We start from the raw sequence: 21,484 nt of genomic DNA on the forward strand, positions 1-21,484 counted from the left end.
AAAAAACATACCAACCCGCTTGCAGACCTATAAACCCCCACACATACATAAATGTTAGGATTTTTCTCTACGGTAAACGTAGAGTATGTTCCCGTGGCGTCGACTGTAGCGGGGGCTACCGAACACAACCGGCAGCCCCCTAGTCAGTACACAAACCAAGGGTTTCGTCAACTGAAATGCGCTTATTTGACGGTTAGGGTACCCGCACCGTTATAGCTCCGATACTCATGGTTATACATGGCATCTGCCGAAACCGGACCCACCACAAACCGGCCTTTCGATACGGCGCGGGCCAGGTAATAGAAGACCTGTTCGGTACCGGTTGCTTTTGTGTAGAAATTGATGCGGTCGTCGCGCAGGTCGAAATGCTGCGGGGTACTGGCGCCTTTTACCCAGCTCAGGTCGCGCTGCTCGGTCAAGCGCGGGTTCTCTACCTCCAGCCCGGCCGGCAGCAGGTCGGTCACAACTACATTGTCAACGGCCAGCCCGCTGGTACTCGCCACCGATACCCGCACAACAACCAGATCGTTCTGCCGGACTTCGCTGATAGGGGCGCCGTCGCGGTTGAGGTACGTCCGCCGAACGCGCAGACCGTTATCTTCTTCGGTTACCTGCCCCGAGGCCGGTACGCCTTCGCTGGCCGCGAAGTAGTATACGTTGCCGGTACCTTTGGCGTTCAGGGTGATAGGCCGACCAACCGGTACCCGTTTGAGGTTCAGGTAGTCGGCCGCTAACGTACCCAGCGAGTTACCCCCTGCCGATACGGTAGCCGTGGCGGTACTGCCCGCGTTCTGCCGGGCCAGCTTGCCGAGCGCCAGAAAAGCAAAGGCCGCTTCCTGGGTGTTCAGGTACTGACTTTGGCGGAGGGCTGTTGTCAGCTGACGGGCCAGGGCCGGAATCTGAAGGTTATCCCGATCCGTAGCCACGAGCGCATCGAGCGACAGGGCCAGATTGCGCAGGGGAGATGCGTAGCTGCCACCGGTTTCGCGGCCGGTCATGGTATCCGTATACCGTTTGGGGAGCAGAGCCCCTGCTGATCGGGTGTCGCCGGTACGAACGAAGGCCGAAGCCAGCAGGTAGCGGCTGTCGGTAGTGAGGGCAGCAGCGTTCTGTTTGTGGTAGTTCATGGCCGACCGGTTGGGCTTGCCGGCCAGCGCCAGTACGTACAGGCTGTACAAACTGGTTCGGCTGGTTACCGACCGAACCGTCCGGCCGCCGGTTTCGTCGTAGGTTACCTGCTCTTCTTTGGCTGGCTGGTTGGCCAGGTTGGTGAGGTAGTCGATAGCTTTGCTGGTCACCGCTGGCGGCACTTCGTACCCCGCCTGACCTGCTTCGACCAGAAAATGCAGCGCATAGGCTGTGGCCCAGGCGTCTACGTTGGTGCCTTCCATACCGGGCCACATCGAAAACCCACCGCTGGCGGCCTGTAAACTCCCGATCTTTTGAATCGCCTGCTGTACGTTGGTGGCCGGGTTCAGGTCGCTGTCGCCGTTGCGGACAAAATAGGTGTTGGTTGCTACCTGCCTGGTCAGGTCAGCGAAGTAAAGCTGCGGAAAGGCCTTTGAAACGGTTTGTTCCAGACAGCCATGCGGGTAGCCCAGCAGGAACGACAGTTCACGGCCATACTGCGCCACCGGCGACCGGCTCAGGGTCAGGCTAGCCCGAGCCGTACCGGGCAGAAAATTGGTGCCGGCCAGGTTGAGGGTGGCTGTTTTGCCGGCGGCTATGGCCCCCGACGTGCTTGTTTTCTGCAACGAAGCGCCCGGCCGTACGGTCACGTCGGTTTTCTCGGTAAAAGTTTCTCCCCGTAATGATGCCCCCACCCCGGTAACGGTAATCGTTACGGCTCCGGCACCGATGGCCTGCTTAGCCGCGATCCCGAACGTCAGACGGCTCTCGCGACCCGGCGCAATAGTCAGTTTTCGGGTGGTGAGGCTGTCGGCCGAGAGCGGGCCGCTCAGGCCGAGCCGGGCCGTCACGACGGCGGGCTGCGTGGTCGTGTTGCTGAGGTTGACCGACAGGTCGAGCTGATCGCCGGGGGTCAGAAAGCGCGGTAAGCCGGTGCTGATAACGATCGGATCGGCCACTTTCATGTTGGTATTGGCCGAGCCAAAGGCGTTGTCTTTGTACGCTACGGCCATCACCCGCAGATCGCCCGAAAACTGGGGTACATCGACCGTAAACTCGGCTTCACCATCAAGGCCGGTCTCCAGAATACCGCTCCAGAGCGCCACCAGCCTGACCCGGCCGTTGCTGAGTGGGTTGACCCGCCGTTCGAGATCGTAGCCGTCGCCCCCTACGCTTGATGCCGAGCGTAGGGATAATTCGGGGTAGAGCAGGGCGTACAGGTCGTGGCTGCTGACTTCAAGGGCGCGTTTCTGGTAGAAAAACCCGTGCGGATCGGGGGTTTTAAAGTTCTTCAGCTGCAGGATGCCTTCGTCCACAACGGCTACTGTTACCTGCGCGTTGCGGGCTGTTTTGATTCGGATGGTCTGCTTCGTTTTGGAGCGCGACCGGGTAGCGGCCGTTATCGCAACGGGTAGCTGGGTGCTGTTGTCTGTTACGGGGATCGGTGCAAAGCCGTGGGCTACGGTGAGCGGTAAGTTCGTGTTGTCCATGGCCCGGATCAGCGTGGCCGTTACGTACACGTTGGGCAGGTGGTCGGCACCAACGGAGAAGCTCCACTCGGCTGATTTGTCTTTGGTTGTCAACCACTGCTGCTCCATGACCCGGTTGCGCTCGATAGTCACCAGCAGCTTCCCGTCGAAGGGGGCTTTGAACAGAATTTTGGCTTTGTCGCCGGTCTGGTAGGCGGGTTTGTCGAGGGTCATTAGCACCTGCCCTTCCTGACTGACCTCAAACGACGAGGCCGAGGTGCTGCCATAGCCATAGGCGTAGACCGGCGTGGCTGCGTACCCGCTGGCCGACGCACCCGGTCGTCGGACTCGTATCTCGTACTCGCCCGATACCGTTGGCACATAGCGGAACGACGCTTTGCCCCCTTTGAACAGCAGGGTGTTGGTGTAGACCGTCTTCTCGCGCTTTTTGGTTGTGTATTTGATCTGATCGTTTTCCTGCTTTTCGATAACAGTCTGGTAATCGAACCGAACGACTTCCACGCTGGCCGACACCGACGGACGCAGCGACCCGCTGGCATCGACTGCTACCAGTTCGGCGGCCATGGGCGTGTTCGTAGTCACGTACGAGTCGGCCAGGCGAATGCCGAAAAGAACCGGCTGGGTCTGTACCTCGAACCGCCGGAGCCGGTTCACGGGGCGCCCGTTTTCGTCGAATACCGTTACGAAGAGCTTGCCCTCCAGCAGACCAATATCCTGGTAGGTGGCCGGAATCTGAAAGCGTTCGGTGGCCTGCCCGTTGGCGTTGGTTTTGCCCTGCCGTACCTCTTTCGGGAACGTGCCGGGCGCCCCCGCCTGCCCGCTGGGAATAGCAAACGAATAATCGTCGAAGCCTTTGGGCGCGAAGGTTTTTCGTTTGAGCTGAAGTTCTATCTCGTACGATCGGTCGCTGGCGGGCGGGCCAAAGAGGTTCATGGCCGTGGCCGAGAGCGTAATGGTCTGGCCTGACTGATAGTTGGTGCGGTCGGTCAGCACGTCAACCTTGATGCGGTCGGGTACAAACTCTTCGACGCTGATGGGCTGGGCGGTCAGCAGTACGTTATTGGCGTTTAGAATCTCGATGGTATAGCTGCCCGTGACGGCGGCCGGGTCGAGGGGTATATCGGTCGACACCGCGCCCTGGGCGTTGGTCGTTTTACGGAACGCCCGTACCTCGCGGCCATTGGGCGCTAGCAGCCGGATCAGCACCGGAATCTCGCCCACGCTCTGCCACGCCAGCGACCGAACCAGGGTATTGATATGAATCGTTTCGCCGGGGCGGTAAATGTCGCGGTCGCCGTAGACGAAGGCGTCGAAACCCGAGGGGTTGTCGCGTTTGCCTTCTACTTCGAAGCGCGACGTTTCTACCTGGGCATCGGGCAGGAACAGGAAATTGAAATCGCCCCCGTCAGTTGCTTTGCTGTCGGTTCGGGCCGTGATCATCCGGATCGTGAAGCCGGGGGCTTTCTCGTCTACCTTCTCAAACCGGGCAAAGCCGCTGCCGTCGGTATTGAGTGTGTAGACCGACTGGTTGTTGCTGCTGACAAGGGTTACTTCTACATTCTGCAGCGGTTCGGTCGTTCGGATAGAGTTGGCCCATACCAGCACGTCGGTATCGGTCTGGTGAGCGACCAGGCCAATATCCGATACCGAAACTAGTTGTGTGCTTTGCAGATAGGCTTCGTCTTTGGAGCCGACCGATACCAGATAAACACCCTTGAAGTTGTTGTTCTGATCGGGCAGGGCAATGTTCAGCGCCGAAACGCCCCGCACTTTGGGCAGGTCTTCGGTATCGATGGTCTTGCTGACCAGCACCTGGCTGAGGTCGTTTTCGTCGTCGCCGTTGTAGCTGTAACTGCCGGTTGGCCCCCAGGAGCCATCGCCTTTCTCGGCGTATTGTTCGTAGCGGTACGACCGGAAATAGTTGAGCAGGTTGTTCTCGTACAGTTTGGCAATTTTAACCTGCACCTTCGGCACGTTAACGATATTCAGTCCAACGTTTCGCGACCCTTTCGAGGACAAATACAGCGCTTTCTGACTGGCAAACGCAATGCTGGCGGGCATCTTCCCGAAAAACAGATCCTTGGTAACGGGTTCGCTGAGCCGGGTGCCCAGGGTGCCGCGGATCTGATCGGTCAGCGTCAGTACATACGTGTCGGTTTCGGTAAAATTGCCCCGGATAACGAAGCCGTTCTCAGTCAGTTCAGCCGTTGTTTCGACCTGCGGCTGAATGGTATAGTATTGGCTCAGCCCGCCCGATCCCGCATCGGCCGGTTGCAGTTCCTGGGTGGTAATGACCCGAACAACTCCTGTCGGGCCGCCCGTTCGGCTGGCTTCGAAACGCGTTTGAACATCCACCACATCAACGCTTGTCTGGGCGGGCAACGAGGCCGTTTCGTCAATAACATCTTTACTGACATAAGCCGTGCTGGCTACTTTCAGCCCCTTGTCGACTTTCAGTTGAAGCGGCTGCTCGTTCCGGACGGCGGGCGCGTTCATGAGGGTCATAACAACGCTGCTGCCGGCGTCGCTGGCGTTGAGCTGCGTCGGGAGGGCTTTGTTGTCGGTGCTGACGGTTACTTTACCGGCTACTTCGCCTGCACTAACGGGGTAGTTGAAGTTCAGTCGGGTACGGGCAACGGGCTGTCCGGTTTCGCGCGCTTTGGCCCACCAGGTTTCGGTGCTGGTCAGCTGCAGATAAGGCGTATGAAAAGCCATGGCCTCGCCCGAGACTTTCAGGTCCTTGTCGGTCGCCTGGTTTAGCAGCTGGTCGGTCAGTTCGGCCCGGTAGTCGGTGGCTGCGTCGAAGGCGGTAGCGGGTGAGAAGATCAATTCGTTGGGAGCCACCCACTTGAACTTACCCCGAACGGCCGGAATGAACCGCACGTACTGGGTTGAGTCCCATTCGTCGAGGGCGGCCGTGGGGCCAACGTTTTTATTGAAGGTAAACGTCAGGTTCTGCGTCTGTTGTACTTCATCGTCGAAGTTGCGGCCTACTACGCTGACCTCGTTGAACGAAAGCCGGGCGCACTGAACAAGAAGAAGACAGAAAAAAGGAACGGGGAGTAACCGACGAATTTTCATGGAGTCAGGACAAGAGTACGATGGGGAACGAAAAAACCCACTCTAACTACGCGGAGTGGGTACTGAATTCAAAGAAGTTGCCGCAGGTATTGAGTATCCGGCAAACAGGGATAGTCACTATTTGGCGGCCGTGAACTGAACGTTGGCAATTTTCCAGGTCGATCCCTGCTTTACGCTCGTGACCGAGAATGAGACGGTATTCTCGAAGTTCTGACCCTGAATGCTGCCTTTGGCTTTCCAGCTGCCGGTCGTTACGGCCGCATCGCTGTTGTACTGGCGGGTCCGGGGGTTGGATAGCGTACCGGTTTCGATGATGACATACCCCCCGCCCACGCCCTGGGCCAGCAGATCACCGTCTACCGTTGCGCCGTCGAAGCTAGTAATGGTGAAGTCAGAAGTCATGTATTTACTGATGGTACCGTCTTCGTCGAGCATGGCTTTGAAGAACGCATTGGTCAAGGCAGTTGGGTCCTGCAACGGGTCAGTAGCGGTGGTTTGGGCAAAGGCAGCGCTAGTCAGTAGCAGCGCCAGTAGAACGGATAAAAGGGATTTCATAGGAAGATATTGGCTTTTAGGGCGGAAAAGTGTGAAGAATTTGTGGAAACGCAAAATGAATAAATCCTCATTCGGCCCTGACCAGGATGCGCAGGTCGGTATGTCGGCCGCGGTCGTCGGCGCAGGAAATCTTCAGCGCACCCGGCCGGGGTTTGAAAAATACGGCTTCCTGCGGACTGGCTTTGCGGTACAGCTTATCGTTCAGGTACCAGAAAATGGTTTCCACATCGTTGGGGGCCTGACAGCTTAGCTCGAGTTCGGCGGGCTGGCGGGGGTTGATGTAGTATTCACTGCCTTCGCTGGGGCTGGTAATCAGCGGACCACCCGACCCGAATACCCGCTCGCAGGCCGGATTATGGGACGGTATACGGGCCACCGGTATGCGCTGGGCCTGGTAGAAAGCCAGTACGTTCGGAGCCAGGTTGGGATACATCCGGCGAACGGCTCCGCTGTCGGGGCGGCAGTGGGCACAGTAGGCCAGCGTACCCGTCGGGTTGGTCCAGATTGGCTTGCGATGCTGGCAGTACCGGTGCCGCGATACCCCCATGAGGTAATAGTCGGTAATGGGGTTCAGGCAGGAGTCGCCGGGAATATCGCCGGTTTCGGGGCAGATCAGCCGCATGGCCAGCGTACGGGGTGGCCGTATCCAGCCGCTCGGGGCGTTATAGTCCAGGGCGTTGAAGAGCTGAAACAGCAGCGGAGTAGCGGTATTGGCCCCGCTCAGTTCGGCAACGCCCACCCCCGAGAAGTTACCGACCCACACGCCGATCGTATACCGCTGGTTGTAGCCGATACTCCAGGCGTCGCGTCGGCCGTAGCTGGTGCCGGTTTTCCAGGCAATCCGCGGCAGATGGTAGCTGTTGTCGAAGTTATTAGGCAGGTCGGGCCGGGTGATCTGGGTAAGCGTGTGGCCAATCAGGTAAGCCGCTTCGGCCGATAGAATCCGCGATCCGGCCGTTTGCTGACCCGCAACGGCCGGGGTTAGCCGCCCATCGGTCACCACGCCCCCGTTGGCAAAGCCCGCATACAACCGGGTCATTTCGTCGAGCGTAACGCCACAGCCGCCCAGAATCATAGACAGGCCAAGGTCCCGGGCCTGCTTCTTCACCGTCGAGAAGCCTGCCTTGCGCATGGTCGCTACCAGTGTCGATGTGCCGATGTCATTCAGCAGCGCCACGGCCGGTATGTTGAGCGAGTTGGCCAGCGCAAACTCGGCCGTAACGGGGCCGTTGAACCGCTGGTCATAGTTGCTGGGGGCATAGCCGCCAAAATTGGTCGGCACGTCGGCTAGTTTAGTTTTGGGTGTGATTAGCCCCCCGTCGAAGGCCAATCCGTACAGGAGCGGCTTGAGGGCGCTTCCCGGCGACCGTACGGCCCGCACCCCATCGACCTGCCCCCCGTCGAGGGTATTGGCGAAGTCGGCCGAGCCGATATAGGCTACCGTTTCGTGGGTTCGGTTGTCGAGTACCAGCACGGCTGCGTTATGAATATTCAGCGCCCGAATGCGGTTGGCGTAGTTGGCAACAATCCGCTCCGCCGTAGCCTGGGCCGCCGGATGGAGGCTCGATCGAATAATAGGAATTTCCGGATACTCGGCCCGGAGCCGTCGCGCCAGATGCGGAGCCAGCTGGGGCGCGGCTCGCCGGTAGGCCGTGAGTGGTTCGGCCAGCGCATCGGCAATGGTTGCGTCATCGTACAGACCCGCCGACCGGAAGCGCCCCAGCCAGCGATTGCGTTCCTGCACGATCCGGGCGTTATTCTGGCCGAGCCGCAGACTCGACGGTCGGTTCGGAATGATGGTCAGCGTGGTCAGTTCGGCCAGACTCAGCAGGGCGGGCGGCTTGCCGAAGTACAGCAGCGAGGCCGATTTGAGCCCTTCGATGTTGCCGCCGTAGGGAATCAGGTTCAGATACAGTTGCAGAATCTCGTCTTTCGACAAATGAATTTCCAGCTGTACGGCCCTTAACAGCTCAATCAGCTTGCTAATGTAGGTGCGCGGGCGGGGCTCGAGCAGCCGTACGGTCTGCATCGTGATGGTCGAAGCCCCGGAGGTGCGTCGGCCGTTGAGAAGATTCCGCCCGGCCGCCCGCAGCATAGAAACCGGGTTAAAGCCCGGGTGGAACCGGAAGTAATTGTCTTCCTTGAACAGGATGGCGTCGCGCAGGGCGGGCGTTATCTCGTTCAGTTCAGCATACATCCGCCACTTGTCGTCGCGACTCAGGAACGCGTGCAGAATCTGCCCGTCGCGGGCCGTAATCAGGGTGGCGTACGGAACCGTAGTCCGGATCGGGAAGGCCAGGTCGAGCCCGGTAGCCAGCAGCATACCAGCCACCACAACCCGAACCCAGCTCTGTTGCCAGACTCGTTTCAGCCAGGGTCTTGCTGTTTCCTGCACCCAACGGCGTAACTTAGGGCGTCGATCTGCTTCGTTAAGCCTTGACATATTCACGAAGAAAGATACCTAAACCCGGCTGTTCTGCCAATGACCATTCAATTTTTCGGTGCCGCCCGCACTGTGACGGGCAGCAAACATCTCATTACGACCGACCGTGGCGTGCAGATTCTGCTCGACTGCGGGTTGTTTCAGGGCATCAATACCGACGAGCTGAACCAGACTTTTGGCTTCGATCCCGCCCGCGTCGATTATATGGTCCTGTCGCATGCCCACATCGATCATACCGGTCTTATTCCCAGGCTCGTTAAGCAGGGCTTCCGGGGACCGATCTATACGACGGCCTCAACCATCGATCTCTGCAATGTGATGCTCATGGACAGCGCCCGCATTCAGGAGCGCGACCTCGACCGGGTCAACAAACGTCGGTCCCGGCGGGGGCAACCCGAACTCGAAGCCCTCTACGACGAGCAGGACGTTGAGCAGTCCCTGAGCCAGATGCAGCCGGTTCGGTACGGCCAGCCCTTTGCCATCGGCGATACCGTAACGGGGCTGCTGACCGATGCGGCCCACCTGCTGGGCAGCGCGGCCGTAAGCCTGACCATTCGGGAGCAGGGACAGGAAAAGCGCCTGTTCTTCAGTGGCGACATTGGCCGTCCTGACGATAAAATCCTGCGTCGGCCCGATCCGTTTCCGCAGGCCGATTACATCCTCTGCGAATCGACCTACGGCGACCGCATTCACGAAGCCGAGCCCGATATGAAAGCGCATCTGCTGCGCATTGTAGAGGATACCTGCGTAAAAAAACGGGGTAAACTTCTGATTCCGGCCTTCGCCGTTGACCGGACGCAGGAGTTGATTTACGCCCTCGACCAGCTATCGAGCGAAGGCCTGCTGCCGCGGCTGCCGGTCTACATCGATAGTCCCATGTCGGTGAAAGCAACCGAGGTCATGCGTAATCACGAAGACGATTTCAACCCCGAGATTCTGGCTTACATCAAGAAAGACGGCGATGCGTTTGAGTTTCCAAACCTGCATTACGTGTCGGACGTCAACGAATCGAAAGCCATCAACGACCAGCGGGAACCGTGTATCATTATTGCTCCCTCGGGTATGGCCGAAGCCGGGCGCATCAAACACCACATCAAAAACAACATCGAGAACCCGAATACGACCATTCTGCTGGTTGGGTACGCATCGCCCAACAGCCTGGGTGGCGCGCTGAAGCGGGGCGATGCTGAGGTAACGATCTTCGGCGAACGCTACCCCGTAAACGCGCGGGTTGAGGTGATGGACTCGTTTTCGGCCCATGGCGACTACCGGGAGATGCTCGACTTCCTGGGCTGCCAGGACCCAGGTCGGGTCAAAACCGTTTTTCTGGTCCATGGCGAGTATGACAAACAGCTGGTCTGGAAAGAAAAGCTCGAAGCCGCCGGGTTTGCCGATGTGCAGATACCCGACATGATGGATAAGGTCGATTTGTAAGGCACTGGATACACATGAAAAACCCCCGGCCTGGTGGCCGGGGGCTAAGAGCGGTCAGGAAAAAGAAAGAGTCGTCAGGTAAAGCGAACCCGGGCGAAGCAACGATTCAGTACAGCGCGATAGACTTTGCCAAATTGGGCATAACACCAGCGTTTGAGCTGTTTGACTTCATCTGGAATCAGCATCTGAATGGCTTTCGCCAACTCTTTCTCGAACAGGGCTTTGTCAAAACTCACCTTCTGAAGGATCGTCTTGATGTACTCGAGCATGGAAAGCATACGTTTAAACGTTTTCTGGTTAGAGGAGCCGATGAATGAAAAAAGAGGTTTGTAGGTTCTTGGTACGCGTATCTAACTAAAAATGGAACGGCTTGTTCGCGAATTTGTTGCCCAAAAATAGCTATGTCCTTTGCAATATTCCGCAAATTTCTTGGATTATATTTTTGTTTACGAATAGTGTCGTTTGGGCAACAAATTGATAATGCAGCAGTTATAGAATTGGGCCAACCCAATTTTCCGATTGAACGGCCATTTGTCATCACGGTAACTATTACCAATAGCGACACCCGGCCGATACTAACGTTTCCGGATATTGCGGGTTTCGTTAAAAAAGGAACCTCGGCCAGCGTAACCACGACCGAAGTGGGGGGTAAGTCCGTTACCAATCAGATTATTACCCAGAATTACCAGGCCCGCGCCCCCGGCCGCTATCGCCTGCCGCCGTTTGTGATTGTCATAAACGGTACGCCGGTTCGATCGGAGGGGGCCGAACTCGTGGTTTCGTCATCGCTCCAGAACCCGCTGCCCCCGCCAGTGGTGCCTTCGGGCAACGCGGCTTTTCTGCAACTCCAGACCAGCAAATCGGCAATCTACGCGGGCGAAGGGGTCGGCATGACATTGTCGTTTTTCGTAGCTGACAACTACCCCTACGAGTTGAGCTTCACCGCCCTCGACAAGCAGCTTCAGACAATCATTAAGCAGATCAGACCCGTTAATGCCTGGGAGGAGAACTGGAACATAACCGACCTGAAGCCCTCGCCCGTGCTGGTAGCCGGGAAAAAATACCGGCAATATCAGCTATACCGGGCCGAGTTTTTTCCGCTGGCTGTCCGGCCGCTGCGTGTGCCTGCCGTTACCCTCCAGCTCACGCAGACTCGCCCGGCCACTACCCAGCCCGAGCCGGTTTCTTTTACCAGCCGACCCGTTGCGGTAGAGGTGCGGGCGTTGCCGGCGCATCCGCTGCGGGGGCGTGTGCCGGTTGGTCTGTTTCGGCTCGAAGAAGGGTTGAGCCGACAGCGGGTTGGACTGGGGCAGAGCGTCCGCTATTCTTTTGCCATAGCCGGCGAAGGCAACATAGCGACCTTGCCCAACCCGACAACGACAGGTAATCCGACCGAGCTGGAGGTGTTTCCACCCGAATCGCGGCATGTCATCAACCGGACCGGCGACCGGATTACGGGCCGAAAATCGTTCTCGTACTTTCTGGTGCCCCACCGAAACGGGTCCGTTACGCTGGCAAACCAATTTCAATGGATATATTTCGACCCGCAACGGGCTCGTTATGATACCCTGCGCTCCCGACTGCAGTTGCTGGTGGGTGGGCAGGCGTCGCTGAACACGACGGCCAATGCGGCTATGGACACGCTCACGGCTAACCAGCCGACGGATGACAGCAGTGAGCGGTCGTTATATGCGGGCATCGATGTATTGGATAGTACAGAGCAACCCATTCAGGTCTCAGCGTTGATCAGGGCCATCGCCAACGTGTTGATTGTGTTGATGCTCCTGGGAATGATTTTTGTCTTTTTTAGAAAATGAGCAGTACCTACGGAACCCTATTCAAGATTTCTACTTTCGGCGAATCGCACGGACCCGCCATCGGCGTCGTTATCGACGGCTGCCCGGCTGGTCTGGCTTTCGACACCGATTTCATTCAGCACGAACTGGACCGGCGCAAACCCGGGCAGTCGCGCATCACGACCCAACGGCGCGAGGCCGATGAGTTCGAGGTGCTGTCGGGCGTATTTGACGGACAGACGCAGGGAACGCCCATTGCGCTGATCATTCGCAATACCGACCAGCGGAGTAAAGACTATGGGCATATTGCCGAACAGTTCCGGCCGTCGCATGCCGACTACACCTACCAGACCAAGTACGGCTCCCGCGATTATCGGGGGGGGGGGCGGTCGTCGGCCCGCGAAACGGCCGCCCGCGTAGCCGCCGGTGCGGTAGCCAAGCTGCTGCTTGCTCAGCAGGGGGTGCAGATCCAGGCGTACGTATCGCAGGTCGGTACGCTGAAGCTCGACAAGCCGTATCAGGAGCTAACCCTGGCGCTGGCCGAAGAGAACGCCGTGCGCTGCCCCGATCCGGCCGTGGCGGAGCAGATGTTTCAGTACATCGACGAAACCCGGAAGCGGGGCGACTCGATCGGGGGCGTGGTCGACTGTGTGGTAACGGGTGTTCCGGCGGGCTGGGGTGAGCCGGTCTTCGACAAACTTCATGCCGAACTGGGAAAAGCCATGCTCAGCATCAACGCCGTGAAAGGCTTTGAATACGGAAGCGGATTTGCCGGGGCCGAGCTATACGGTTCGCAGCATAATGACGAATTTTATACCGATGCCCGGGGCGCAGTACGCACCCGAACCAACCATTCGGGCGGGGTTCAGGGCGGAATCAGCAACGGCGAGGATATCTTTTTCCGGACGGCCTTCAAACCCGTTGCCACGATTATGCAGGACCAGGACAGTGTAGACGTACATGGTCAGCCGGTAACGGTATCGGGAAAAGGTCGGCATGACCCCTGCGTCGTGCCGCGGGCGGTTCCTATCGTTGAGTCGATGGCTGCGCTGGTGCTGGCCGACATGATGCTCCGCAACAAAGCCGCCCGGGTGTAAATATTTTGGATGTTTGGGTTACTTCTTTCGGGTGAAGACGGCCTGCATCAGCACATAGCCCAGGAAACCGAATCCGATGGCCTGCGCCGTGACGCCAATCGTGAGCAGGAGGCCAGTGGCTTCCCAGCCCGCGCTTTTGCCGTAGGCCCCCAGCAACACCAGCAAAATGCCGACCAGCCAGAAGCCAGCGGCCAGCAGAATAAATTTATTGCGGATCGTGATCATGCGACATCGTAATTAGGGGTAAGTATAGCGTGAGCGGTAGGTAATGGTGGCACCACTGCCTACCGCTCACGCTATGCTATGACCTCATGTTAAGAATAATGGTTTTTTCGGTGCGGTTGTTTGGTTTGCTCGTTCTGTTTCTGGCTAATACTTCGCTAGCCCAGCCAGTTCGTTCGGAGCGGTTTACGTTTCGGCGGGGGCTGATGGGGACGCAATTTACGCTTACTGTTTACGCGCCCGACAGCCTGACCGCACAACGCGCCAACGCAGCCGTGAGTGCCCGGATGGATACGCTGAATCAGGTAATGAGCGATTACCTCGACGGGTCGGAGATCAACCGGCTGTCCGGTACCAGTGGCTCGGGCCAGTGGGTTCCCGTATCGCCTGATCTGTTTCGGGTGTTGTGGAAAGCCCGGCTGATTGCCCGGCTCTCTGGCGGGCGCTACGACCCCACCATCGGGCCACTGTCGCAGCTCTGGCGACGGGCCGTCCGGCAACGGGCGCTGCCGAACCGGGCTGAACGCCGGCGGGCGCGCCGGGCGGTGGGGTATCGGTATATGGAGCTGGATAGTGGGCGTCGGGCGGTGCGCCTGACCCGATCCGGTATGCGGCTCGACGTGGGCGGTATTGGGCAGGGGTTTGCCATCGACGAAGCCGCCGGGCTGCTGCGTCGGCTGGGCCTGACCGCTTTTCTGCTCGATCTGGGGGGCGACGTGCTAGCAGGTGAGGGGTCGTGGCGGGTTGGGGTCGACTCCACAACCATAGATCTACGCCGGGCCGCCATTACCACCTCCGGTGACCTGTATCGCCATTTCGACTACCGGGGCCGGCGCTACTCCCACATCATGAACCCACGCTCGGGGCTGGGTATTCGGCAGTCGGTGCGGGCTACCGTGCTGGCGCCCGACGGCTGGCGGGCCGATGCGCTCACAAAAGTATTCAGCGTTGCCGGTCGGCGCCGGAGCCGTCGGTTACTGAAGCGGTTTCCGGATACGGAGTTGTACCGGATCGACATGAAGAATGGGCAGCAGCGGCACTGGCGTTCGGCCGGGTTTCCGGTCAGATAGATTCTACCGGGTCAAATTTGGTTATCGAATTTGATCGATTGGCAGACTTTTTGCTTTTATCTAGCCGGAACGAAATCGTTATCGTTGAGCCCTTGCCGGGTTCGCTCTGAATATGAAGGTTGCCCTGGTTGAGCCGTATGAATTCCCGACAGATTTGGAGGCCCAGCCCGGTTCCCCGTTCGCCCGATGTGCCGCGACTCTGTACGACCGACCCGCTGGACTCGGCCTGGTCCGGTATGGGCATACCAATGCCCGAATCCTGAACCGTCAGCGAGACCTGCCCGTTGTTCGTCGACGTCGAGAGGTGAATAGAGCCGGCCGGGGGGGTAAATTTGATGGCATTATGAATCAGGTTTCGAACAACGATCGAGAGCTGGTGTTCGTCAACGGCCGCCGGAGCGGCATCGAGGTGGGTAGTTACCGTAAGCTGCTTACGCTGAATATCCGATACATACAACAGCAGTATGGGGTCGGCAATTTTCGACAGATCGAGGGAAACGGGATTGGGGTTGATCCGTTCGCGCTGCAGCATGGCCCAGTGGAGCAGGTTATCGAGGGTCAGGTAAACACTATCGACCGACTGGGCCAGCTGATCGATGCGTTGCGCAAACTGATTGCCGGAGGTGTAGCCCGCCTTCACGGCCATGAGCTGGGTTTTCAGACCGGCCACCGGGCTCCGCAGGTCATGACCGATGATAGCGAAGAGGTTATCTTTCATCGTATTCAACTCACTGAGCGCCTGGTTCTGAACCGCTATGGTTCGCTGAATCTGGATGGCCGTTTTTTTGACGGTATAGCTAACGTAAATAAGCGCTATAAAGGTGGCCACACCCGTAATGAGCTGGCCCATTTCGACCGGTTGTTGCAGCTGCTGAAAGGTAATCAGTCTGGCGGCTAAGTAGCTTATGGTCAGTATAGTGCAGAGAATCAGCGACGCCCGGCTGTTGATCAGGATGATCGAAAAAATACCGATCATGATAAAGAGCAGTTCGACGTGTACATCGGCTTTGTCGATCAGTCGAACATAAATACCCCAGATCGTGGTCACGTACATGGCGATGAGCAGATACCAGGAGGCTAGTTGCACCTTGTGTCGGTACGCCAGCCAGAGCGTAGGCACCAGAAAAGCTGGAACGGCAATCAGGTTATACTGAGCCCGATCATACTGGCCGTTTGCCATGCTGACTGACACGATGAGCCCGAGCAGGACCATGCCGTACCAGCCAATATGCAGCAGGGTGATCAGCCGGAGCTGGTCGAACGGAGATAAAGACGAGAAGTTACCGTTTAGAAGCATCCGGCGGGGAAGCCTGAACGGCCAGGGCATAGCCTGATTGAGCTGGTTTTGCATGTACAAAGAGTAACGTAAACGCCTTTCCCGACAAGGTGGTCTCGTTTAAGGTACTGTAGACGTTAGCCGGGCCATTACGTAACTCATCTATGGAGCGGATAGGCCAGTATGTACGCAAAAAGACAGCCGCCCCTTGTCTCGCAAGGCGGTCGGTAGTTAGCTGGGTATGGGTCGTTAAGGCGCTCAGACAGCGTCAAACCAGTCTTTCGAGTGGCTGGTTCTCTGGTCTGCTATGTTTGTCGGCTCCTCCTGTTTTTTTTTGTCATGCCGACGAAGGAAGCATCGCATGGGTGAGTAATCGGGGGGCTGCCTTCGCCAGTATGACAAGAAAAGTACCATAACGGAGAAAACGTCAGTCGGCCATTTGTCCAGTTAAATATATAGGCTGGCTATTGTAGAAGGACGGCTGTTGGTACAGTAGCCTGCTGGTATTCCGGAAACCCAACGGTTACCGTGGTGCCCTGGCCGGGTGTGCTTTCGAAGTGAAGCTGGCCCTTGTTAAGCTGAACCAGTTCCCGGCAGATTTGTAGGCCCAGGCCCGTACCGTGCTCGCCGGCCGTACCCCGCCTGGAGAGGTGCCGGTTGGCCTGGTCGGCCGGTTGGCTGGTTTCCATACCTACACCCGAGTCTTTAATAAGCAGTACGGCGTAGTCGTTCTGGCGCCGGGTGATCAGCTGGATAGACCCGCCAGCGGGGGTAAACTTAATAGCGTTCTGCAGAATATTGCGCCCTATGATATGCAACTGATGCTCATCGGCCCAGACTACCACTGGGCTGTATGTTTTATGCACAATCAGTTGTTTGGCTCTGATCTCGGCGTCGTACAGTTGAACGACCGACTCGATGGTTTCGGCCAGCTCGACCTGTGTCAGCCTAGAATGCAGACCTTTCTGCTGGAGTAGTGAAAAATGAAGCAGGTTATCGAGGGTAGTATAGACACTGTCCACTTTCTGGGAGAGCAGGCTGACGCGCGCGCTAAACGCGTCGGGCGAAACGAATCCTTCTTTGATACCCGTAAGCTGGGCTTTTAGCGAGGCAATGGGGCTGCGCAGGTCGTGACCAATAATCGTGAACAGGTTATCTTTGAGCGCGTTGGCGGCCTGTAGCTGATTAGCCTTGTCCTCAATATCCTCTTTCTGGGCCGCCAGCAGGCGAGCGTTAGTCTTTTCGCGCCGGAGGGTAGTGAACAGGAAGGCCACACTCACCACCAACAACAAGGCAAACAGGGTCAGTATGGTTTGCCGCTGCTGCTGATTCGTTAATTCACTTTCACTTTTGGCCAGACTGATTTTTCGCAGGGCGGAATCTTTACGCAGAAGCTCAATGGTTTGTTTCTGCTCAGTGAGTTGATACCGGGCCTCGACCTGCGCTATCGCCTTACTTTTCTCAAGCGTAAACAAACTATCCCTGATCTCATGGAGCTGGCGCAGGTGCGTTAGCGCATCGGTGTACAGCTTCCTATATTCTTCCAGCTCGATGAGTGTCGTCAGGGCGGATATGGTGTGCTTCGAATGCTTTTTTTGAAGAGCTAGTTTATAGGCTTTCCGGGCATAGAATAGAGATTTGTCAAACTGGCCAAGTTGCTGGTAAGCCAGGGCATAAATCTCAAAGACGTTTGTTGACGTAGTAGGAGAAATATACCCGCGCCGAAACGACTCATCCAGGTGGGCAATTGCTTCTCTGGACCGTTGCTGCCTGACCAGGTTGTTGGCAACCATGACAACACTCACGGGTAAATTCGTAACGCTTTTGTGAGCGATGTAGTAAGAAAAGGCCCGCTTACGGTAAAGGTAGGCTCTGGCATACTGTCCGTTTTTTTCGTATAAATCGGCTAAGACTTCTTCGGCGAACAACATGTATTTCTGTTTGCCCGGATCATTAGCCACCATTTGTCTGGCTAGCTGGTGAAGCTTGCGCACATACTGCAGAGCAAGCGGACGATTGTTTATATCCCAATTGACTGACGCGAGCAAATCATAGGCATAAAATAATTGAATGCTGTCATTGAGTTGCTCGGCCATATCACGGGAAGCCGAAATGGTTTCGACAAGTTTATGATACTCCCCAAGATCACCATATACGCAGGCCAGCCGGTACAGTAGTTTACACTGGAGAGGGGTGATGCCGGTCTGTTTCCCTATTTGAATCGCCGTTGCAAAAGCGCCCCGGGCTTCCCTGTACTGATTCAACCGTTTATAATAGTTACCCAGATGCATGTATAACCGACTTTCCTCTAGAGCCAGTTTATGTTGATGGGCTAGCTTAATGCCTGCCATAGCCATGACATAGGCGCTGTCGGGCGTTTTTTGCTGATTGAACAGTTGGGCCAATTCGTTATACAGTCTTATGCGTACGGTATCGTGCCTGGCCTCTGTCAGCTGCTGGCGGAGTTGGGCAATCGAGTAAGACTGCGCCCAGGTAGTCTGAAATACGAGCAGGGCGATGCCCGTGAACAGCAGTTTCATGGTCGGTGGAGAGAGGAGAGGATAGTCGTCGGTGCGGTGGGGCGAACTTAGCTGATAGCTTCTGTAATACCGGCTTGCTGCATAAACTGGAGCACGGCCGGCCGGTAGGTGATACCAATCGGAATTTTGTGCGATAGAACATGCAGGCGGTGGGTTTCCAGATTGCTCAGATGCAGGGCGTTAATGATGAACGACTTATGAACGCGCAGAAATCGGTTGGCGGGCAGCTCATTCTGGAGCGTGGCCAACCGCTGGTTAATGGCTACCGAACCCGTCAGGGTATGAATTTTTGTATAGGCACCGTATGCTTCGGCATACACGATATCGTCCAGCACGAAGCGGTTCAGTTTCCGACCGGACTTGAAGTAAATATACCGGTCGTCGTTGATAGCGGCCGGTTTGTCAGGTGTCGTAGTAGCTAACGGTTGAATCTGGCTCCCCAGCGCACGACGGATAGCGCGCAGGAATCGTGGGTAGCTGTACGGTTTAGTAATAAAATCGGCCACCGCATCAATATCGAAACAGGCCACCGCCGGCTGTACATGAACCGTTGTGATAATGACCTGCGGAGGCTGCGGCAGGCAAGCCAGCAGGTCGAGACCATTCATGTCTGGGAGTTCATAATCCAGCAGAAGCAGGTTGATCGGATTCGTGTTCAGTAAAGAAAAGGCTTCTTCCGCTGTACGACAAACCAGGGGCGCTGAAAAAAGGGCTGTTCTTGCCAGATACGTAATGAGCTGCTCAGAAAAAGCCGGGTCATCGTCAACGATTAGGCAGCAGTACATGGGTGAGTCAGGTTACGGATATGTGACTACAATACGATTAGTTAATCATGAGCTAGCAAAAATCATGGCATAGTGCTAAATGGGCAAGTAAAACTACTTAATTACGACAGCCGTAATTTGAATTACATAGTTAGTAAAAGATTATTTGGTGTAAAAATACTGGAATTGGGCGTAAGTATTTATTGGTTACAGATTGGCAGCTGATCTGATGAATGTTCATCCATAGAAAATTAATATTCGGATAAAAAAATAAGCTATTCAGATAGTATTTGTGCCCATATGAGTGCTGTAACCCCCTTCAGGCCACAGTTGGCAATAGTTTAGCTTACTGTATGTGCGGAAAGAAGACAAACAAGTTTATAAGGATCGCTTGGGGTTAATACCTGGTTTTTATGAACATTCTTTCATGTTAACTCCGTCCATGCCGGTAGTGGCGTAGCTATTAGCCAGCAGACTGGGTAACCCCCACAACATTATGTTCATACAGACTCAAAGCAGAAAAGTTTTGGGATTGGGCGAGATGCGTATATGCTATACCGTTAGATCTGGTCAGGTGGGGTTAGGAAGGAAGCGGGCCTTTTCGAGTGCCTGCTTTTTTAGCCGTTATCCGGGAGAGATAAACCCTGCGGCTTCGGTAGCCGGCAAGCCAGTCCCATCAGGTAGTGAAAACGTGAAAAGTATAAACACAGCATAGAAATGAACATGGTTACTGACGTTTTACAAAATGGACATATGGCACTTTGGACCTACTGTGTCTATGGCTGTTTAGCTCTTCTGCTCATGTCTCAACCAGTATCGGTATCTGGTTGGGCCTATGGCGTGGTAATTTCAGTCATTGAGAGCACTGCATTTCGCGAATAACTGACCAAGGGACATAAAAGAAGCATTGGTAACAACGGACTGATTTACAGCCGTATATCCTGGTCATTTTGCATTGGAACGCCTGGTCAGTTTACAGCGAAACCAGGTGGTCAATATCCCCGAAACTCCCAGTCAGAGCCCTGCCCAGATGAATAGCGGACAGTTGTACAACTTCGATTTCATGCTGGAACAGATTCCGTAATTCCAATAAACGGGAGCGTAGCGTTTAGCTACGCTCCCTATACCTCTCAATTTGTTGTTTACGATCATGAAAAAAGTTCTCCTGACTATCTGTCTGCTGAGCCTGTCTTTAGTCGGAATGGCCCAGACGGTTGATTACACACTGCGGTACGACATTCCCAAAGCCCGCTACGAGGTGTACGCCCGGCCCAATTTCACCCAGAGTCAGTATAACTGGGGTAGTGCGCAGGTATCGGTGGTTACGCCCTCGTCCCTGGCCAACGCGGCATTTACTGTCACTAGTGTAGCCGCCGGTGGCTGGACAGACAACTCGCAGGCCTACGATGTACAGGGGTCCGATTTTCACGGTGTTGGCTCTACCGGTCTGAAAGTAGATCTGACAGCGAACCAGGAAACACTACTGTTTCACTTTACCCTGCCGGGGGGCGTTTGTTTGCCAGGCCTGCGGCTCTACATCAACGGTGTCGATCCGAATTCGAGCGTGCCCGGTATGCTGGGGGGCGATTTTGCCAATACCATGTACTCGGCCAACGATATACTGGGGGCCAATAACCTCTATATACAGAACTATGCCAATGGAGGTACGGTCTGTACTAATTGTACGTTGACAGCACCCACCCTAAGCAAATAAATGTATGTTCAGGAAACAAGTTTATATCTGGCTGCTAAGCGTCATGGCCGTTGTGGTGCTGCCACTCGGTCAGCGTGTGACGGCCTCCGGTTTAGAGAACGATAATGAGTCACTGACCAGAACCTGGATCGCAGATTCAGACGCGGATGGGGTAGACGATGCCAATGACCTATGTCCAGGCACGCCTGCCGGTACGCCCGTCAACACCTACGGCTGCCCGACCGACGTAGCCAGTTGCGACTATACTACCTCTACGGTCATGCTGGTTAGTACGGGTGGTAGCAGCGGTGGCACGGTGAGTACGCGTTATGTGCTGGCCAGCAACAATGGTACTATTTTGCAGATCAACCCAACCGCCACCTTTACGGGTCTGAGCGGTACGGCTACCTACATGGCGCTGGCCGTAACCTTCGAGGGAGCTGCCACCAACCTGACTGTAGGTAGCGCGCTGAGCGCTGTAACGGCGAGTTGCCTGGACTGGTCAAACGCACTGGTGTTCAAAGCCTGTGTGCAGGGACCGGTTACCTGCGATTATCAGGTTGGGCAAACCATCACGCTGCAGGCAGCCGGTGGCAGCAGTGGCGCCGGCATCAAGACCAGCTATGTCTTGACCGATGCGGGGGGGAAGTTGGTAAAAGTGGCCAGTTCGCCTTCGTTTAACAGCTCTGATCTGGCAGCCGGTACGTACATGGCCTACGCATTAACCTATACCGACGATGCGAGCATCGCTAATCTGGTCGCTAATGGCGTGAACACACTCAACCAGGTAACCGCCAGCTGTCTGGTAAGGTCGTCGGCCGTTTCAATAACGGTTTGTGGCTGTCCGCCAGCTGTCTGCGTACCGGTGGTGGTAAGTCGTTTACGATAAACCCGT

14 protein-coding genes are annotated in these 21,484 nt (G+C 56.2%); 6 read left to right on the forward strand and 8 right to left on the reverse strand.

What is annotated here, in order from left to right:
- Positions 1–182: 182 nt before the first annotated feature.
- From FBR45_RS14080 to pbpC, 3 genes are all read right to left on the reverse strand, one after another.
- Positions 183–5,699: an alpha-2-macroglobulin family protein gene (locus tag FBR45_RS14080; protein ID WP_138503399.1), complete on the reverse strand. Its 5,517-nt coding sequence runs from the start codon at positions 5,697–5,699 to the stop codon at positions 183–185.
- A 117-nt stretch (positions 5,700–5,816) separates the two neighbouring features.
- The gene (locus FBR45_RS14085; RefSeq protein WP_138503401.1) at positions 5,817–6,254 is read right to left on the reverse strand and encodes a nuclear transport factor 2 family protein; all 438 of its coding nucleotides are present in this window, start codon (positions 6,252–6,254) and stop codon (positions 5,817–5,819) included.
- 67 nt (positions 6,255–6,321) lie between these two features.
- Positions 6,322–8,577 carry a penicillin-binding protein 1C gene (gene pbpC / locus FBR45_RS14090; RefSeq protein WP_246082264.1) on the reverse strand — a complete coding sequence of 752 codons (2,256 nt, stop codon included), beginning with the start codon at positions 8,575–8,577 and terminating at the stop codon, positions 6,322–6,324.
- A 159-nt stretch (positions 8,578–8,736) separates the two neighbouring features.
- Here pbpC and FBR45_RS14095 point away from each other — a divergent pair, with 159 nt between their 5' ends.
- Positions 8,737–10,131, forward strand: a complete 1,395-nt coding sequence (locus FBR45_RS14095) for an MBL fold metallo-hydrolase RNA specificity domain-containing protein (RefSeq protein ID WP_138503405.1) — start codon at positions 8,737–8,739, stop codon at positions 10,129–10,131.
- A gap of 74 nt (positions 10,132–10,205) precedes the next feature.
- Here the strand turns inward: FBR45_RS14095 and FBR45_RS14100 are convergent, their stop codons facing one another.
- Entirely contained in the window at positions 10,206–10,409 is a 204-nt protein-coding gene (locus FBR45_RS14100; protein ID WP_077923087.1) for a hypothetical protein, read from the reverse strand.
- 219 nt (positions 10,410–10,628) lie between these two features.
- Here FBR45_RS14100 and FBR45_RS14105 point away from each other — a divergent pair, with 219 nt between their 5' ends.
- Together FBR45_RS14105 and aroC are read left to right on the forward strand one after the other, a co-directional pair.
- On the forward strand, positions 10,629–11,948 hold the full coding sequence (locus FBR45_RS14105; protein ID WP_246082237.1) for a BatD family protein: 1,320 nt from the start codon (positions 10,629–10,631) through the stop codon (positions 11,946–11,948).
- Positions 11,945–13,024 carry a chorismate synthase gene (gene aroC, locus FBR45_RS14110; RefSeq protein WP_138503409.1) on the forward strand — a complete coding sequence of 360 codons (1,080 nt, stop codon included), beginning with the start codon at positions 11,945–11,947 and terminating at the stop codon, positions 13,022–13,024. Before FBR45_RS14105 ends, aroC begins: the two co-directional genes overlap by 4 nt.
- 18 nt (positions 13,025–13,042) lie before the next feature.
- On the opposite strand, the gene FBR45_RS14115 is transcribed toward aroC, so the two are convergent.
- Entirely contained in the window at positions 13,043–13,249 is a 207-nt protein-coding gene (locus FBR45_RS14115) for a hypothetical protein (RefSeq protein ID WP_138503411.1), read from the reverse strand.
- Between the two features lie 86 nt (positions 13,250–13,335).
- Between FBR45_RS14115 and FBR45_RS14120 the strand changes: the two genes are divergently transcribed.
- The gene (locus tag FBR45_RS14120) at positions 13,336–14,316 is read left to right on the forward strand and encodes an FAD:protein FMN transferase (protein WP_246082238.1); all 981 of its coding nucleotides are present in this window, start codon (positions 13,336–13,338) and stop codon (positions 14,314–14,316) included.
- Here FBR45_RS14120 and FBR45_RS14125 read toward each other — a convergent pair.
- The 3 genes from FBR45_RS14125 to FBR45_RS14135 all read right to left on the reverse strand — a co-directional run bounded on the left by FBR45_RS14125 (position 14,309) and on the right by FBR45_RS14135 (position 18,917).
- Positions 14,309–15,667 (reverse strand): sensor histidine kinase, encoded by a 1,359-nt coding sequence (locus FBR45_RS14125; protein WP_138503413.1) that lies wholly within the window; start codon positions 15,665–15,667, stop codon positions 14,309–14,311. The genes FBR45_RS14120 and FBR45_RS14125 overlap by 8 nt on opposite strands.
- A 389-nt stretch (positions 15,668–16,056) precedes the next feature.
- Entirely contained in the window at positions 16,057–18,132 is a 2,076-nt protein-coding gene (locus FBR45_RS14130) for a tetratricopeptide repeat-containing sensor histidine kinase (protein WP_138503415.1), read from the reverse strand.
- A gap of 47 nt (positions 18,133–18,179) precedes the next feature.
- On the reverse strand, positions 18,180–18,917 hold the full coding sequence (locus tag FBR45_RS14135) for a LytR/AlgR family response regulator transcription factor (RefSeq protein ID WP_138503417.1): 738 nt from the start codon (positions 18,915–18,917) through the stop codon (positions 18,180–18,182).
- Between the two features lie 1,129 nt (positions 18,918–20,046).
- On the opposite strand from FBR45_RS14135, the gene FBR45_RS14140 reads away from it, so the two are divergent.
- Together FBR45_RS14140 and FBR45_RS26505 are read left to right on the forward strand one after the other, a co-directional pair.
- The gene (locus tag FBR45_RS14140) at positions 20,047–20,610 is read left to right on the forward strand and encodes a hypothetical protein (RefSeq protein WP_246082239.1); all 564 of its coding nucleotides are present in this window, start codon (positions 20,047–20,049) and stop codon (positions 20,608–20,610) included.
- Positions 20,611–20,614: 4 nt separating this feature from the next.
- Positions 20,615–21,478: a hypothetical protein gene (locus FBR45_RS26505; RefSeq protein WP_212748629.1), complete on the forward strand. Its 864-nt coding sequence runs from the start codon at positions 20,615–20,617 to the stop codon at positions 21,476–21,478.
- The last annotated feature ends 6 nt before the right edge of the window (positions 21,479–21,484 follow it).

The organism is Spirosoma lacussanchae (genome assembly GCF_005870035.1).
Taxonomy (GTDB): domain Bacteria; phylum Bacteroidota; class Bacteroidia; order Cytophagales; family Spirosomataceae; genus Spirosoma; species Spirosoma lacussanchae.

What these genes read in the sequence shown, in the direction of transcription:
- FBR45_RS14080 (WP_138503399.1), bottom strand. Translation starts at nt 5,699, where the DNA reads ATGAAAATTCGTCGGTTACTCCCCGTTCCTTTTTTCTGTCTTCTTCTT.
- FBR45_RS14085 (WP_138503401.1), bottom strand. Translation starts at nt 6,254, where the DNA reads ATGAAATCCCTTTTATCCGTTCTACTGGCGCTGCTACTGACTAGCGCT.
- pbpC (WP_246082264.1), bottom strand. Translation starts at nt 8,577, where the DNA reads ATGCTGCTGGCTACCGGGCTCGACCTGGCCTTCCCGATCCGGACTACG.
- FBR45_RS14095 (WP_138503405.1), top strand. Translation starts at nt 8,737, where the DNA reads ATGACCATTCAATTTTTCGGTGCCGCCCGCACTGTGACGGGCAGCAAA.
- FBR45_RS14100 (WP_077923087.1), bottom strand. Translation starts at nt 10,409, where the DNA reads ATGCTTTCCATGCTCGAGTACATCAAGACGATCCTTCAGAAGGTGAGT.
- aroC (WP_138503409.1), top strand. Translation starts at nt 11,945, where the DNA reads ATGAGCAGTACCTACGGAACCCTATTCAAGATTTCTACTTTCGGCGAA.
- FBR45_RS14115 (WP_138503411.1), bottom strand. Translation starts at nt 13,249, where the DNA reads ATGATCACGATCCGCAATAAATTTATTCTGCTGGCCGCTGGCTTCTGG.
- FBR45_RS14120 (WP_246082238.1), top strand. Translation starts at nt 13,336, where the DNA reads ATGTTAAGAATAATGGTTTTTTCGGTGCGGTTGTTTGGTTTGCTCGTT.
- FBR45_RS14125 (WP_138503413.1), bottom strand. Translation starts at nt 15,667, where the DNA reads ATGCAAAACCAGCTCAATCAGGCTATGCCCTGGCCGTTCAGGCTTCCC.
- FBR45_RS14130 (WP_138503415.1), bottom strand. Translation starts at nt 18,132, where the DNA reads ATGAAACTGCTGTTCACGGGCATCGCCCTGCTCGTATTTCAGACTACC.
- FBR45_RS14135 (WP_138503417.1), bottom strand. Translation starts at nt 18,917, where the DNA reads ATGTACTGCTGCCTAATCGTTGACGATGACCCGGCTTTTTCTGAGCAG.
- FBR45_RS14140 (WP_246082239.1), top strand. Translation starts at nt 20,047, where the DNA reads ATGAAAAAAGTTCTCCTGACTATCTGTCTGCTGAGCCTGTCTTTAGTC.
- FBR45_RS26505 (WP_212748629.1), top strand. Translation starts at nt 20,615, where the DNA reads ATGTTCAGGAAACAAGTTTATATCTGGCTGCTAAGCGTCATGGCCGTT.